Here is a 13953-nt window from a genome sequence, read left to right on the forward strand (position 1 = left end):
GACGCGGACCCCTAGAGGTCCTTGATCCGGACGTCGCGGTACGAGATGACGTCCGACGTGCTGTGCACCTGCAGTCCGACGTAGCCGGAGGCGAACCGCCGCCCGTCCGTGCCCGGGTCGTCCGAGCGCTCGGGGTAGAAGGTCTGCCCGCCGAAGTTGTCGAACTCGTTGATCAGCACACCGTTGCGGTAGATCGAGTAGTGCTGGTCCACCACCCGGATCTCGTAGTCGTTCCAGGTGCCCTTCTCGGTGACGCCCGCGCCGGCCAGGCCGACCCGGTCGAAGCCGTAGACGGAACCGGACTTGTACATGTCGCCGGTCGGGCTGTCGAACGCCTGGATCTCGTGCCCGTACTTGATGGCGACCCACTCCGGACGCGACTCCTCCGGGTGGTCGTGCACCTGCGGGAAGCGCACGAAGACGCCGCCGTTGGTGTTCGCGGTGCCCGCCGCGTCGTCACGCCACTGGAGCTTCAGCGAGAAGTCGCCGTACTTGCGCTCGGGGAACCACAGCATGCCCATGCCGGGCGTGCTGGTGCTGGACGTGATCGACCCGTCCGGGTTCAGCCCGAACGAACCGCCGCCCACCTGCTCCCACTTGCCGAAGGACTCCTGGCTGCCGTCCATGATCGTGCGGTAGCCCTCGGTCTGGCCGGGCAGCCCGATCTTCGACTGCTTGGCGGCCTTGTTGACCGCCCGGTACTCCCGCCTGTCGACGACGCCCTCGTCCAGGAGGCCGTCCATGACCTCACGGACGTGCTTGAGGAAGAGTGCCTGGGACGTCCACTCCTTCTCGTCCTCGATCATCTCGTTGATCCGGCACCGGTTGTTGGTCACCCGGTTCGGCACCCCCGAGTCGACCGTCCCGACGATCACCGTGAGGCGCTCGTCGTACTCCGGGCAGGGCGGCGCCGGAACCCCGCCGGCCACCACCGTGAAGCTCACGGTCAGCGGCTCGGAGGTGTTGCCCGCCTTGTCGCTCGCCCGGTACGCCACCGTGTGCCGGCCCACGCGGTCGACGACCACCGGGTCGGTGTACGCCAGGTAGGGCCCGGCGTCCAGCGAGTACTCCACACCGGCGACACCGGAACCGCCCTCGTCCGTGGCGTTCACGGTCACCTTCGCACTGCCGACGTAGGCGCCGTCGGAGTTCTTGGTGCCGTCCACGGTCGCGCCGGTCACCGGAGCGGTGGTGTCCTGCGGGGGAGCGGCGACCACGGTGAAGGCGACGCTCTTCTCCGCGGCGACGTTGCCCGCCTTGTCGGTGGCCCGGTAGCGCACCGTGTGCTCGCCGACCTCGTGCACCATGACCGGCGCCGTGTACGCCGTCCAGGCGCCGTCGCCGACCGCGTACTCGATGGTGTTGACCCCGGAACCGGTGTCGGAGGCGGTGACGGTCACCGTCGCCATGTCGATGTACGCGCCGTCCGGGTTCTTCTCCCCGCTGACCGTCGCCGAGGTCTCCGGCGCGGTCGTGTCGTCGGTGTCCGGCGCGGCCACCGCGAACGTGACGCTCTTCTCCTCGGCGGCGTTGCCCGCCTTGTCGAACGCCCGGTAGCGCACCACGTGCTCACCGACCTGGTCGACGACGACCGGCGTGGTGTACGGCTGCCAGGCGCCGTCGGCACCGAGCGCGTACTCGATCCGCTCCACGCCCGAGCCGCCCTCGTCGGTGGCGGCGATGCTCACGGTCGCGGAACCGACGTACGCGCCGTCGGCGTTCTGGGTACCGCCCACGTCGGCCGAGGTGGCGGGCGCCGTGGTGTCCTCGCCGCCGCCGCCCTCGGTGACCACGAGCACACCCGTCATCTGGCCGTGGCCCGGGATCGTGCAGTGGTACATGTACTTGCCCGGGGTGAGGGTGACCTCGGCGGTGTGCTTGCCGCCCTGGGCGTCGTTCGGGTTGGCCAGGATGTTCAGCTGGACGTCCTGGTTATACGCGGGGTCGCTGGTCATGAACGTCAGCGTGTGCGGCATGCCGGTGGTGTTGCCGGTGGCCTCACTGTTCTCGAAGACGATCGTGGCCGGTCCGGCCACCGCCGTCTCCGGCGCCGACGTGTACTTGGTGATGTCGTCGCCCGCGGTCCAGGTCAGCACCTGGTCGGCGGCGGCCGCGGCCGGTGCCGCCGCGGGCTGTCCGGAGGCGGACGTCGCCTGCAGTCCGAGCACCATCAGCAGGCCGGCCAGCAGCGCGGCCCACATTCTTCGTTGACGTATCACTCGGTCCCCCTCGCCAGCTGTCCGGCGGCCGGCGTCGGGCCGCCGCCCTCGTAGGTGACCCGCCACAGGGCCGACTTGGAGTCCGAGGTGAAGAAGCCGCGGCCGTAGTCCAGGACGTACAGCGCGCCGTCCGGGCCGAACTTCCAGCCCATCAGGTTCTTGATGCCGTCGTTGCCGACCGGCACGATCTTCTTCAGGGACTCCGAGTGCACCGGCAGACCGCCGTCGCCCTGCGTCTTCGGGTCCATCAGCACCGCGTTGCGCGGCTGGTCGGCGTCGTAGAAGTCACCGACGAACCACTTGCCGTCCCAGTACGCGGGCCACTTGGTGTCACTGGTGCTGTCCGCGTCGTAGCGGTAGAGCGGGCCGTTCATCGCGGCCTGGCCGCCGCCCTTGAGCCAGGGCAGCTTGTAGGTGGCCTCGTCCTGCTCGTACGACGGGATGCCGTTCTCGTCGCGCGGGAAGTCGGGGCCGCCGCCCTGCGGCGAGTACCAGATGTTGTTTCCGGTCACCGGCGGCAGGTTCACCAGGCCGTCGTTGTTCGGCGACTCGTTCTTCGGGTGGTCGCAGTCGTACCAGCCCAGCGGCTTCGACGGGTCCGGCAGGTTCCGGTCCCGGTACGGCTGCTTGTTGCCCATGCAGTACGGCCAGCCGCGGTTGCTCGCCTTGGTGATGGTGGCGAACGTGTCGTACTTGGCCGGACCCCACGTCGGCGACGGAGCACCGGCGTCCGGGCCGACCCAGCCCGCGTACAGGGTGTCGGTCTTCTTGTCGACGGAGATGCGCGCCGGGTTGCGCACACCCATCACGTAGATCTCGCCGCGCGTCTTGCCGCCGCCCTCGGCGGTCTCCTTGCCGGTGAAGAGGTTGCCCTCCGGGAGCGTGTACGTTCCGTCCGGCTCCGGGTGGATGCGCAGGATCTTGCCGTTGAGGTTGTTGGTGTTTCCGGCGGTGCGGCGCGCGTCGGCGAAGGACACGCCCTTGAAGTTGGGCTGCGGGTTGTTGCCCGAGTAACCGTCGCTGAAACCACTGGAGTTGTTGTCACCGGTGGCGATGTACAGGTTCCCCTTGGAGTCCCAGGCCATCCCGCCGCCCGCGTGGCAGCAGCTGTGGATCTGCACCGGCCACTTCAGCAGCACCTTCTCGCTGCCCAGGTCCAGCTTGTTGGTCGCCCGGTCGAGGGTGAAGCGGGAGACCCGCCGCTCGGCCATGTGGGTGTCCCGGTTGATCTGGGAGTGCGGGGTGTAGTGCAGGTACACCCACCCGTTCTCCTCGAACTTCGGGTCCAGCTCGATGCCGAGCAGGCCCTCCTCGACCTTGGTCAGCTCGTCGCCGCCGCCCTTGTTGCCGAAGACGGTCAGCGCACCGGCGAGGGTGACCTTGTCGGTCTTCGGGTCCCAGACGTGGATCTCGCCCGTGCCCTTGCCGACGTTCGGGTCGTTCCAGTCGGTCACCACGGGGTGGGAGGAGTCCGTGCCGCCGCGGCCGATGTAGAAGACGCGGCCGTCGGGGGCGGTGACCAGGCCGTGCGGCTCGCCGATCTGGTCGTTCTGGCCGGGCTGGTTGGGGTCGGTGAGCCGCTCGGCCTTGTAGTTGGCGTTGATGGTCGCCTTGCAGTCGGCCTGCGACAGGCGGGTCGTCCACATCAGGGCGCCGCGCAGATGGGTGCGGAAGTCGGACTCGTCGTACGACGACACCGTGCCGCCCATGCCGGTGTAGAACGACCGGCCGCCGTCGTAGTCCCGGCACCAGCTGACCGGGTGGTCGGCCCCGTTGGCGCTCGTCCCGGGCGCGTACGTCGACTCGCGCACCCGGGCCACGGTGTGGACCTCACCGGACGGGTTCTTCTGCCAGTTCAGCCACTCGTCGGGGCGCTTCCACTCCAGCGGCAGGTCCTTGGTGGCCGGATGCCGCCGGTCACCGACCTCGACCGTGGCCCGCTGGACCTTCGTCGGGCTTCCGGCGGCCGGGCGGGCGCCGACCAGACCGGTGAACCAGTCCGAGTACGGCTCCGCGCGGGCCGCGTCGTGGACGCCGACGAACCCGCCGCCGGCCTCCATGTACGCTTCCAGGCCCGCCTCCTGAGCGGGCGTCAGGACGTCACCGCCGCCGGTCAGGAACACGACCGCGTTGAAGCGGCCGAGCCTCTTCTCGTTGGTGAAGACGTTGGCGTTGTCCGTGGCCTCGACCGTGAACTGCTCCTTGGCAGGCCCGGAAAGACCGATCCGCTCGATGGCCGAGATACCGGCGTTCACGACCGGTGACTCGTCCCCGGCCGCGGCGGAACCGTAGAAGATCAGCACCCGTACGTTGGCGCCGCCGGGCGGCGACTTGATCGACATCGTTGTCAGGGATGGGTCCGGCGCCGGACGTGCGCTGGCGGCAGGGCCAGCCAGCAGTCCCGCGGCGACGAAAGCGGCGGTGGCGCACGCCGCCCAGCCTCTTCTTCTCGCGCTCAACCCTCTCAAGGGCATGGGCACCTCCTCGGTCACGGCAGCAGCGCCAAGGAAGCTAGACCTCTTTGCGCGGTACGCCAATAGGTATGACCGGGATCGAACGAACTTTGTCCTGAGTGTGGATAAACACGGCGGCAACCGGTACGGTCCCACAGGCTCATCACAGCCAATCAGGTCCTGGGTCTGCGCACATTCCGTATCGGCGTGGGGAGTTCGGCATGGACAGGCGAGGCTTCAACCGACGGGTACTGCTGGGCGGCGCGGCCGTCGCGACATCGTTGTCGGTCGCACCGGAGGCCGTGGGCGCGGCAGTCGAGGCCCAGGGGGTCACGGCGAGGACGGCGCCGGCCGGGGGCGAGGTGAGACACCTCAAGATGTACGCCGAGAAGCTGCCCGACGGGCAGATGGGCTACGGCTTCGAGAAGGGCAAGGCATCCGTCCCGGGCCCGCTCATCGAGGTCAACGAGGGCGACACGCTGCACATCGAGTTCACCAACACGATGGACGTACGGGCCAGTCTGCACGTCCACGGCCTGGACTACGAGATCTCCAGCGACGGCACCGCGATGAACAAGAGCGACGTCGAGCCGGGCGGCACCCGCACCTACACCTGGCGCACCCACAAGCCCGGACGCCGCGACGACGGCACCTGGCGGCCGGGCAGCGCGGGCTACTGGCACTACCACGACCACGTCGTCGGCACCGAACACGGCACCGGGGGCATCCGCAACGGCCTGTACGGCCCGGTGATCGTGCGCCGCAAGGGGGACGTGCTGCCGGACGCCACACACACGATCGTCTTCAACGACATGACCATCAACAACCGCAAACCGCACACCGGGCCCGACTTCGAGGCCACCGTGGGCGACCGCGTCGAGATCGTCATGATCACGCACGGCGAGTACTACCACACCTTCCACATGCACGGTCACCGCTGGGCGGACAACCGCACCGGTCTGCTCACCGGCCCCGACGACCCGAGCCGGGTCATCGACAACAAGATCACCGGCCCGGCGGACTCCTTCGGCTTCCAGATCATCGCGGGGGAGGGGGTGGGCGCGGGGGCGTGGATGTACCACTGCCACGTGCAGAGCCACTCCGACATGGGGATGGTGGGCCTGTTCCTGGTGAAGAAGCCGGACGGCACGATCCCCGGGTACGAGCCGCACGAGCACGGCGGGACGGCGTCGGGCGAGGCACCCGCGCACGAACACGAGCACTGAGCCGAGGCCGCCCGGCGCCGCCAGCGGCGCCGCCGGTCAGCTGTCGTGGACCGTTCTCCAGTACATAGGCCCATGCTGACGACCGCACCCGCCTCCCCGCAAGAACGTTTTCGGTCCCCGGAGCGCCCCCTCCCGCGCCGCGGCCTGCCGCTATTCTGAGCCGCAGCCGCCGAGGAGGAGCCGCACGTGACCGAGACCGCGCCGCGCCCCACGCTCGAGGCCGTGGCCGAGCGCGCCGGGGTCTCGCGGGCCACCGTGTCCCGCGTGGTCAACGGTGCCCAGGGGGTGCGGGACGCGCTGGCCGAGCGGGTCCGGCGCGCGGTGGAGGAACTCGGATACGTACCCAACCAGGCCGCCCGCTCCCTGGTGACCCGGCGGCACCAGGCCGTCGCCGTGGTCGCCGCGGAACCGGAGACACGGGTCTTCGCCGACCCCTACTTCGCCCAGCAACTGCGCGGGATCAGCAAGGAACTGACGGCTCACGACAACCAGCTCGTGCTGCTGCTCACCGAGGGCCGCGAGGACCACGCCCGCGTCGGGCGCTACCTCGCCGGCGGACACGTCGACGGCGCCCTCGTCTTCTCCCTGCACCTGCACGACCCGCTGCCCGGCCTCGTCCGCAGCGCCGGGGTGCCGACCGTCTTCGGCGGGCGGCCCGACTGGGACGACGGACGCGACGACGTGGTCTACGTGGACAGCGACAACCGCGGCGGCGCCCGTTCGGCCGTCCACCACCTGGCCGGGCTCGGCCGCACCCGCATCGCGCACATCACCGGCCCGCTCGACCAGACCTCCGCGGCCGACCGGCTCGAGGGCTTCCGCGACGTCCGGGCGGACGCCGACCCGGGGCTGATCGCGCGGGGGGACTTCACCTCGGGCGGCGGGGAGCGGGCGATGCGGGTACTGCTCGACCGGTGCCCCGGCCTGGACGCCGTGTTCGCGGCCAACGACCTCACCGCGGCGGGCGCGCTGCGCGTGCTGCGCGAGCGGGGGCGACGGGTGCCGGAGGACGTGGCCGTGGTGGGCTTCGACGACATGCTGCCCGTCGCCGAGCAGACCGAGCCGCCGCTGACCACCGTCCGCCAGGACATCGAGGGGATGGGCCGGTTGATGGCCCGCCTGCTGCTGCGCGGCCTGGACGGCGGGACGACCGACGGCGCGGAAGCACCGGCCCCCGCCCCACCCGGCGTGATCCTGCCGACCACCCTGGTCCACCGCGCCACGGCGTGAGCCGGTCACGCCACGGCGTTTCCCCACACGCCCCCCAAGCCCGAAGGGACCCGCCCACCCGCGCCCCCGCCCGGCGCCCCCTGTGCCTGCGCCTACCCCTCGCCCGGCGCAGGCCTGAGGATGGCGAACCGGGCGCCGTACGGGTCGGCGAGGTGGGCGACGCGGCCGACGCCCTCGATGTCCGTCGCGGGCATCCGTACCGTGCCGCCCAGCTGCTTGGTGCGGGCGACCGTGGTGTCCGCGTCGTCGACCGCGAAGTACGGCAGCCACCCGGGGTCCGTGTCCGCCGGGTCCTCGGCGAGCGGCACCATGCCGCCGAACATCGCCTCCTCGCCCTCACCGGCCGGATTGACGCAGGTGTAGGAGCCGCCGGGGAAGGAGACGGCGGAGGTCTCCAGGCCGAGCACCGCACGGTAGTACGCGGCGGCGGCCGCGATGTCCGCCGTGTGCAGCTCGACCCAGCACAGCGCGCCCGTCTCGCCGACCACGTCCAGCCCGCCGCGCCGCCCCGGCTGCCAGAGGCCGAACGGCACCCCGGCCCGGTCGGCGAGGATCGCCATCGTGCCCTGGTCCATGACGTCCATCGGCTGCACTAGGACACCGCCGTGCGCCTGCTCGGAGGCCCTGGCGGCGGCTTGGGCGTCCGGGACCTGGAAGTACACGGTCCAGGACGGCGGGCCCTGCTCCTGCGTCGTCCCCATGCCGCCGGCCACGATCCGGCCGTCCAGCTCGAAGAAGCCGTAACCGCCGGCCTCCGGCCCCGCCGACCGGAACCGCCAGCCGAAGAGGCCGCCGTAGAACGACGTGGCGCCGTCGAGGTCGGAGGTGCCGACGTCCAGCCAGTTCGGAGCGCCGGTGACGAAACGGGTGGTGAGCATGATCGCCCTCCTCGGAATGGTCCCCGTTGCCTGCTCTCACGAGTCTTCCACCGACCACTGACAACCGCTCCCGCGCGCCGCCGTGCGCCGCCGTGCGCGGCGGAGGACGATCTGATCGGCTGGGGGCGGCGGACGCACGGCGTTGATACCGCGTTGATCGAACGTTTTTCACCCCAAGGCACGCTGCTGCGCATGCACACCGAGACCATCGCGACGCCCGACCTCAGCTGGCAGGAGGAGGCGTTGTGCGCCCAGACCGGGGGAGACTTCTTCTTCCCCGAGCCCGGCAGCTCCGTACGGGACGCGAAGCGGATCTGCGCCCTGTGCCCGATCCGCTCGACCTGTCTGGAGTTCGCGCTCAGCAACGACGAGCGCTTCGGCGTCTGGGGCGGCCTGTCGGAGAAGGAGCGGCTGGCCCTGCGACGCACCGCACCCTGAGCCGCACGCCTGTGCCACACGCCTGAGCCGCCCGCCTCTGCCACACGCCCGAGCCGCACCCGAGCGCGCCCGCCGTAATTCGCTGTGCCGGACCCGTTCCGCCAGGCAGAATCCCGGCATGTCCCGAACCGCCGCACAGCACGAGGCCGAGAGCCTGCTGCACGCCCTCGATCCGCTCGCCCACCCGCGGCGCATGCGGGAACTCGTGGCGCGCGCGAGGGAGTCGGCCGACGCGCGGGCCCTCCTCACCGAGCTGGAACGGCACGGAGCGTACGGACGCCGGCTCGCCGTCGTCGCCGCGTCCGCCGTCCGCGACACCCGGTGGATCGCGGACCGGATCGCCGACCCCGACCCGTACGTACGCGGCCACGCCCTGCGGGCGGCCGACAAGCTGGGCGTGCCCGACGCCGCCTTCGAGGCGGGGCTCGACGACGCCCCCGAGGCGGTCCGCCGGAGCCTGCTGCGCGCCGTCGCCGCCGGTGGACGCACCGCCCTCGCCGACCGGCTCGTCGACGAGGTGCGCCGCGACTGGGGCGACACCGAGGCGACCCGTCTGCTGCCGGGCTGCACCACGCCGAAGGCCGCCCGGCTGCTGCCCGGTCTCCTCTACGCGGTCCAGTCCTGGAACCCGCTGGCCAAGCGGCACCGCGCGACACTGTTCGCCGTGCTGGAGGCGGACCTGAACGCCCGGCCCGAGGCCCTGCGCGACGACTGGTGGCGCCGGTACGCGCCCGCGGTGGCCACGCTCGCACCCGCCGAGCCCGCGCGGGTGCTGCGGATGCTGGAGGAGCGGGGACCCAGCCGCCTGCCGCACGCACTGCGCGGCCTCCTTCCCGCGTTCGCCGGCGCCGATCCGCGGCGCGTACTGCGCCTGCTGCTCACGCCTGCCTGGGCCTCCGTCATCGGCGCGCGCGGACTGGGACGCACGGTGCTGCACCGGCTGACCCGCGCCGACTCGCCCGAACTCGTCGCCTACGCCCGGACCCTGCTGCCCCTCGGCTACCTTCCGAAGCTGCTGAAGGCGCTCCCGCCCGCCCGGCGCCACGCCCTGTGGACGGCCGTGGGCGAGGGGCGGGGGACCGGCGGCACCATCGGCGTCGACGAGGCACTGCTCGACGTGTTGCCGCGCCGACACGCCGCGCACGAGGCCCGGACGGCCGCCGCACGCGCGCGGGAGGCGGGCGCGGGCGAGAACACGATCCTCCTCGCCGAGTCCTTCCTCCCGGTGGCCGAGGCGCACGACGGCCTGCTGGCCGCCACCCGGCGCCCGGACGCCGACGACCGCGCGCGGGCCTGGCCGCTGCTGATCCGCAACGCCGCGCGCTCCGGCGACCCGGCGGCCGTCACCGCCGTGCTGGAGGACATGACGCGGCTGCGCAACGAACAGGACCCGGTGCGGTGCGCCGCGCTGTGGGCGGTGCGTACCGTCCCGGCCGCGCTGTTCACCGAGGACGCCGCCGAGCACCTGGCCCGCCTGGCCACCGACGCCGTCGAGGCGCGCGACTCCTCGCCCCACACCCGCCGGGCGCTCGGCGAACTCGCCCTGGCCGTGCTGTGCGAGCACGCGGCGGGCGGCACCCGCACGCTGGTGAACTGGTCCCTGCGCACCCTCGTCCGGATATCCGGCACCACGGGCGGCGCCGACCTCGGCCGCCTCGACCGCACCCTGCGGCGCGGCCAGGAGCACCAGGTGTACGAGGCGCTGCGCCCGTGGATCGAGGCGGGCGCCGAGAAGGCCGACTACGGTCTGGTCTTCGCGCTCGCCCGCGCGGTGGGCCCGCGCGCCGCCAAAATGGCGGAACTCCAGGACATGCTGTGGCAGGCCGTCCGCTACGGCAACGACACGACCGCGCGCACCGCGATCGGCCTCTGGCTCGAACCCTCCGCCACCCGCGACGAACGGGCGGCCCGCGTCCTCGCCCACGAACCCTCGGCGGCGGCCCTGGAACCGGTGCGCGCCGTGCTCGTGAGGCGCCGCACCGACCTGCTCGACCCGCTGCTCGCCGCCACCCCTCCGTACGGCCGCTTCCTGACCAAGGGCACCCCCTGGTCCGTACCCGTGGCCGCGCACGAGGTGAGCCGGTGGGTGCCGCGCCAGCACGCCGCGCTGCTCCGGCAGTGCGCCGCCCTGGCCGCCGACGCGGGACTGCCGCTGCACGCGCGCGCGAACGCCGTCGCCCGGGCGGCCGCCGTGCCCGACGACGGCGCCGACCTCGTACGCCGCTGGACCGCAGCGGCGGACGTCGTCCTCGCCGAGGCCGCGCTCGCCGCCCTGGCCCGCACCGACCGGGCCGCCGAGGCGCTGCCCGAGCTGCTGGCGCACGCCGGAGGAGACCGGGCCCGGGTGGCCGTGTACGCGGTCACCCAGGCGTCCCGGCAGGCGCCCCCGTCCCGCCTCGCGGGCGCCCTGCGGGACGTGCTGGGGGCGTCGGACACCAAGGTGACCAGCCGCAAGGAAGCGGTCCGGCTCGCCGCGGCCCGCCTCCCCGTGCCGGACGCGGCGGCCCTGATCACCGAGGTCTACGCCCGCCCGGACACCCACCCGGACGTACGCGCCGCCTGTGTCGCCTTCGCCGCGGGGCTCCTCGCGCGCGAGGAGGTCTGGGACCTGCTGCACGACGCCGCGGGCGGTGCTCCGGTGCTGCGGGCCGCCCTGCTGCGGACGGTGCCGCAGCACCTGCCCGAGGCGCACCGCCGCCGGTACGCCCGCCTGGTGCGCGAGGTCGCCGCCACCGAGGACGACCCCGCCACCGCGCTCCTCGCCTTCCACGCCCTGGGCCAGTGGATCCCCTGGTCGGCCGAGGGGGCCGCGGTGCTGGCCGCGGCCGTCACGGACCTCGCGAACCGCGGCACCTGGCACGCGGCGGCGAACGCACTGGTCAGCGCGGCCTTGAGCGCTCCGGAGGGAAGGTCGGGCCTGCTGGACACCCTGCGCGCGCTCGCCGGGGTGGAGACCGCGGAGGACGACGACGCGGGGGAGCGGCGGGACCAGCCCGCCCGGCAGCGCGTCGAATACCTCGTCTCCGGGCTGGGGGCCACCGGCTTCCGCTCCGAGGCGGCGGTCCGCCCGGTCGCCCGCGCCGCCGCCGAACTGCTCTGCGGGTACGACGCCCACGTGGCGCGGGCCGCCGGGCTCGCGGCGGCCCACGTCGACCTCACCGCCGTACCGCCCCGCCTGGACCGGCTGGCCGCTCTGGTCGGTTCCGACCGCCCGGCGCTCGCCGCGCGGATCGCCGAGGAGGTCGGCGAACGCCTGCAGCGCCGGGAACTGCCCGGCGACGCCGCCGTGCTGCTCGCCGAGGCCAGGGCGCTGGCCGAGCACGGCGGCCACGCCCACGGGCTGATGGCCGTCGCCGTCACCGGAGCGCTCGGCGGACGCGAGGACTGGCCCGCGCCCTGGCGGGAACTGCTGCGCGCCTTGCGCCGGCACCCGGTCCCCGACGTGCGCGACGCGGCGCTGGAGGAGACGACGGTCTACGAGTGACGCCGGGTCGGCGCGCGGAAACCGGGTGGGGGAACGGGGACCGGGTGCGGTCAGCCCGCGGCGCGGGCCGCCATCCGGGCCCTGCGCGCCGCCAGCTTCTCGTCGAACTTGGACGCCTCGGCGTCCAGCCCGCCCATGTACAGCCCCAGCTCCTCCTGGGCCGCCTGCCCGTCGGGACCGAGGCCGTCGATCTCCATGATCTTCAGGAAGCGCAGCACGGGCTGGATCACGTCGTCGTGGTGGATGCGCAGGTTGTAGACCTCGCCGATCGCCATCTGCGCGGCGGCCCGCTCGAAGCCCGGCATGCCGTGACCGGGCATCCGGAAGTTGACGACCACGTCCCGGACCGCCTGCATCGTCAGGTCGGGTGCCAGTTCGAAGGCCGCCTTGAGCAGGTTCCGGTAGAAGACCATGTGCAGGTTCTCGTCGGTCGCGATGCGGGCCAGCATGCGGTCGCAGACCGGGTCGCCGGACTGGTGGCCCGTGTTGCGGTGCGAGATGCGGGTGGCCAGCTCCTGGAAGGCCACGTAGGCCACCGAGTGCAGCATCGAGTGCCGGTTGTCCGACTCGAAGCCCTCACTCATGTGGGCCATGCGGAACTGCTCCAGCTTGTCCGGGTCGACCGCGCGCGAGGCGAGCAGGTAGTCGCGCATCACGATGCCGTGCCGGCCCTCCTCCGCCGTCCAGCGGTGCACCCAGGTGCCCCAGGCGCCGTCGCGGCCGAAGAGGCTGGCGATCTCGTGGTGGTAGCTGGGGAGGTTGTCCTCCGTCAGGAGGTTCACCACGAGGGCGATCCGGCCGATCTCGGTGACCTTGGACTGGCCCTTCTCCCAGGCCTCTCCGTCCTCGAAGATCCCCGGGAAGTTCCGGCCGTCGCTCCACGGCACGTACTCGTGCGGCATCCAGTCCTTGGCGACCTGCAGATGACGGTTGAGTTCCTTCTCGACCACTTCCTCCAGCGCGTACAGCAGCCGGGCGTCGGTCCATTCTGCGGAAGTGCCGAGGTGCGGGGAGACGATCGTCACGAATAACTCCAGGGGGACGTACGACAGTGCGGTGCGGCCGGCGAGCGGTGCCGGGGAACCTACGGGATCGTAGGCTACGAAACCGTAGGTTACGAGAGCGTAGGTTAAACGCACTGTAAAGGTCGCTGATCAGCCGCCGTCCGGCGGTACCCCGCGAGGCCCCGAGACCCGCAGGTCCAACGGCCGTACGGACGCCGGTGCACCCTGCTCAGGCGTACAGCCCCCGCAGCCGGACCGAGAGGCACGTCACACAGCCCTCGAGTTTCTCGAACTCCCCGATGTCCACGAGCACCGGCTCGTGGCCGAGGTCGGCGAGCAGCTCCGCCGTCTTCGGCGCGCTCGCCGCCATCAGCAGCTTGCTCCCGCCGAGCAGCACCACATGCGCCCCCGACTCCTCCGGCACCGGCAGGAACCGGGGGAACAGCGAGGGCGCGTCCGTCATCGGGATGTGCCCGAGCACCGTCCCGTCCGGCAGCGCCGTGACCGCCGACTTCAGGTGCAGCACCTTGCTCACCGGCACCGCGACCACCCGGGCGCCCAGCGGCTCGAACGCCGCCCGCAGCTGCTGGACACCGGCCGCGTTGGTCCGCCCGCCGCGCCCCACGTAGATCGTGTCGCCGATCTTCAGGACGTCGCCGCCGTCGAGGGTGCCCGGCTCCCAGATCCAGTTGACCGAGCAGCCGAGCCGGGCCACGGCCTCCTCGACACCGGCCGTCTCCGCGCGCCGCGACTCGGCGCCGGGCCGCGTGATCAGCGCGACGTTGCGGTACATGACGACCGCGTCCTCGACGAAGACCGAGTCCGGGCAGTCGTCCGCCGGATCCACCTCCAGCGTCTCCCAGCCGTGCGCTCCGAGTGCCTCGACGTAGGCGTCCCACTGCTCCAGGGCCAGGTCGTGGTCGACCTCCTCCCGCCCGACGTGCGTCACCAGCCCCTCGGCGAGCCGGGGGCTGGGGCGGCGGACGAGGGCCTTCTTGCTGGGCACGCGGGACCTTTCGTG

At 72.4% G+C, this 13953-nt stretch carries 9 protein-coding genes; 4 read left to right on the forward strand and 5 right to left on the reverse strand.

Features of this window, described 5'->3' with window-relative positions:
• Nucleotides 1-11: 11 nt before the first annotated feature.
• Both ACGH52_RS33165 and ACGH52_RS33170 read right to left on the reverse strand, forming a co-directional pair.
• On the reverse strand, nucleotides 12-2201 hold the full coding sequence (locus tag ACGH52_RS33165) for an OmpL47-type beta-barrel domain-containing protein (protein ID WP_121703256.1): 2190 nt from the start codon (nucleotides 2199-2201) through the stop codon (nucleotides 12-14).
• Nucleotides 2202-2215: 14 nt separating this feature from the next.
• Nucleotides 2216-4693 (reverse strand): ThuA domain-containing protein, encoded by a 2478-nt coding sequence (locus ACGH52_RS33170; protein ID WP_193777770.1) that lies wholly within the window; start codon nucleotides 4691-4693, stop codon nucleotides 2216-2218.
• A gap of 200 nt (nucleotides 4694-4893) precedes the next feature.
• Between ACGH52_RS33170 and ACGH52_RS33175 the strand changes: the two genes are divergently transcribed.
• The gene (locus tag ACGH52_RS33175; protein ID WP_076977390.1) at nucleotides 4894-5898 is read left to right on the forward strand and encodes a multicopper oxidase domain-containing protein; all 1005 of its coding nucleotides are present in this window, start codon (nucleotides 4894-4896) and stop codon (nucleotides 5896-5898) included.
• Between the two features lie 186 nt (nucleotides 5899-6084).
• Nucleotides 6085-7128, forward strand: coding sequence for a LacI family DNA-binding transcriptional regulator (locus tag ACGH52_RS33180; protein WP_399944768.1), 1044 nt, complete (start codon nucleotides 6085-6087; stop codon nucleotides 7126-7128).
• Nucleotides 7129-7220: 92 nt separating this feature from the next.
• Here the strand turns inward: ACGH52_RS33180 and ACGH52_RS33185 are convergent, their stop codons facing one another.
• Complete coding sequence (locus ACGH52_RS33185; RefSeq protein WP_399944771.1) at nucleotides 7221-8006, reverse strand: VOC family protein; 786 nt, start codon at nucleotides 8004-8006, stop codon at nucleotides 7221-7223.
• Nucleotides 8007-8198: 192 nt separating this feature from the next.
• Here ACGH52_RS33185 and ACGH52_RS33190 point away from each other — a divergent pair, with 192 nt between their 5' ends.
• The gene (locus ACGH52_RS33190) at nucleotides 8199-8444 is read left to right on the forward strand and encodes a WhiB family transcriptional regulator (protein WP_076977393.1); all 246 of its coding nucleotides are present in this window, start codon (nucleotides 8199-8201) and stop codon (nucleotides 8442-8444) included.
• Between the two features lie 118 nt (nucleotides 8445-8562).
• The gene (locus ACGH52_RS33195; protein ID WP_399944774.1) at nucleotides 8563-11928 is read left to right on the forward strand and encodes a hypothetical protein; all 3366 of its coding nucleotides are present in this window, start codon (nucleotides 8563-8565) and stop codon (nucleotides 11926-11928) included.
• Between the two features lie 50 nt (nucleotides 11929-11978).
• Here ACGH52_RS33195 and ACGH52_RS33200 read toward each other — a convergent pair whose 3' ends face one another.
• Nucleotides 11979-12953 carry an acyl-ACP desaturase gene (locus ACGH52_RS33200; protein ID WP_076977395.1) on the reverse strand — a complete coding sequence of 325 codons (975 nt, stop codon included), beginning with the start codon at nucleotides 12951-12953 and terminating at the stop codon, nucleotides 11979-11981.
• 208 nt (nucleotides 12954-13161) lie between these two features.
• On the reverse strand, nucleotides 13162-13938 hold the full coding sequence (ddaH, locus tag ACGH52_RS33205; RefSeq protein WP_121701732.1) for a dimethylargininase: 777 nt from the start codon (nucleotides 13936-13938) through the stop codon (nucleotides 13162-13164).
• Between the last annotated feature and the right edge of the window lie 15 nt (nucleotides 13939-13953).

Source organism: Streptomyces sp. BBFR25 (assembly GCF_044590125.1).
Taxonomy (GTDB): domain Bacteria; phylum Actinomycetota; class Actinomycetes; order Streptomycetales; family Streptomycetaceae; genus Streptomyces; species Streptomyces canus_D.

What these genes read in the sequence shown, in the direction of transcription:
- ACGH52_RS33165 (WP_121703256.1), bottom strand. Translation starts at nt 2,201, where the DNA reads ATGTGGGCCGCGCTGCTGGCCGGCCTGCTGATGGTGCTCGGACTGCAG.
- ACGH52_RS33170 (WP_193777770.1), bottom strand. Translation starts at nt 4,693, where the DNA reads ATGCCCTTGAGAGGGTTGAGCGCGAGAAGAAGAGGCTGGGCGGCGTGC.
- ACGH52_RS33175 (WP_076977390.1), top strand. Translation starts at nt 4,894, where the DNA reads ATGGACAGGCGAGGCTTCAACCGACGGGTACTGCTGGGCGGCGCGGCC.
- ACGH52_RS33185 (WP_399944771.1), bottom strand. Translation starts at nt 8,006, where the DNA reads ATGCTCACCACCCGTTTCGTCACCGGCGCTCCGAACTGGCTGGACGTC.
- ACGH52_RS33190 (WP_076977393.1), top strand. Translation starts at nt 8,199, where the DNA reads ATGCACACCGAGACCATCGCGACGCCCGACCTCAGCTGGCAGGAGGAG.
- ACGH52_RS33195 (WP_399944774.1), top strand. Translation starts at nt 8,563, where the DNA reads ATGTCCCGAACCGCCGCACAGCACGAGGCCGAGAGCCTGCTGCACGCC.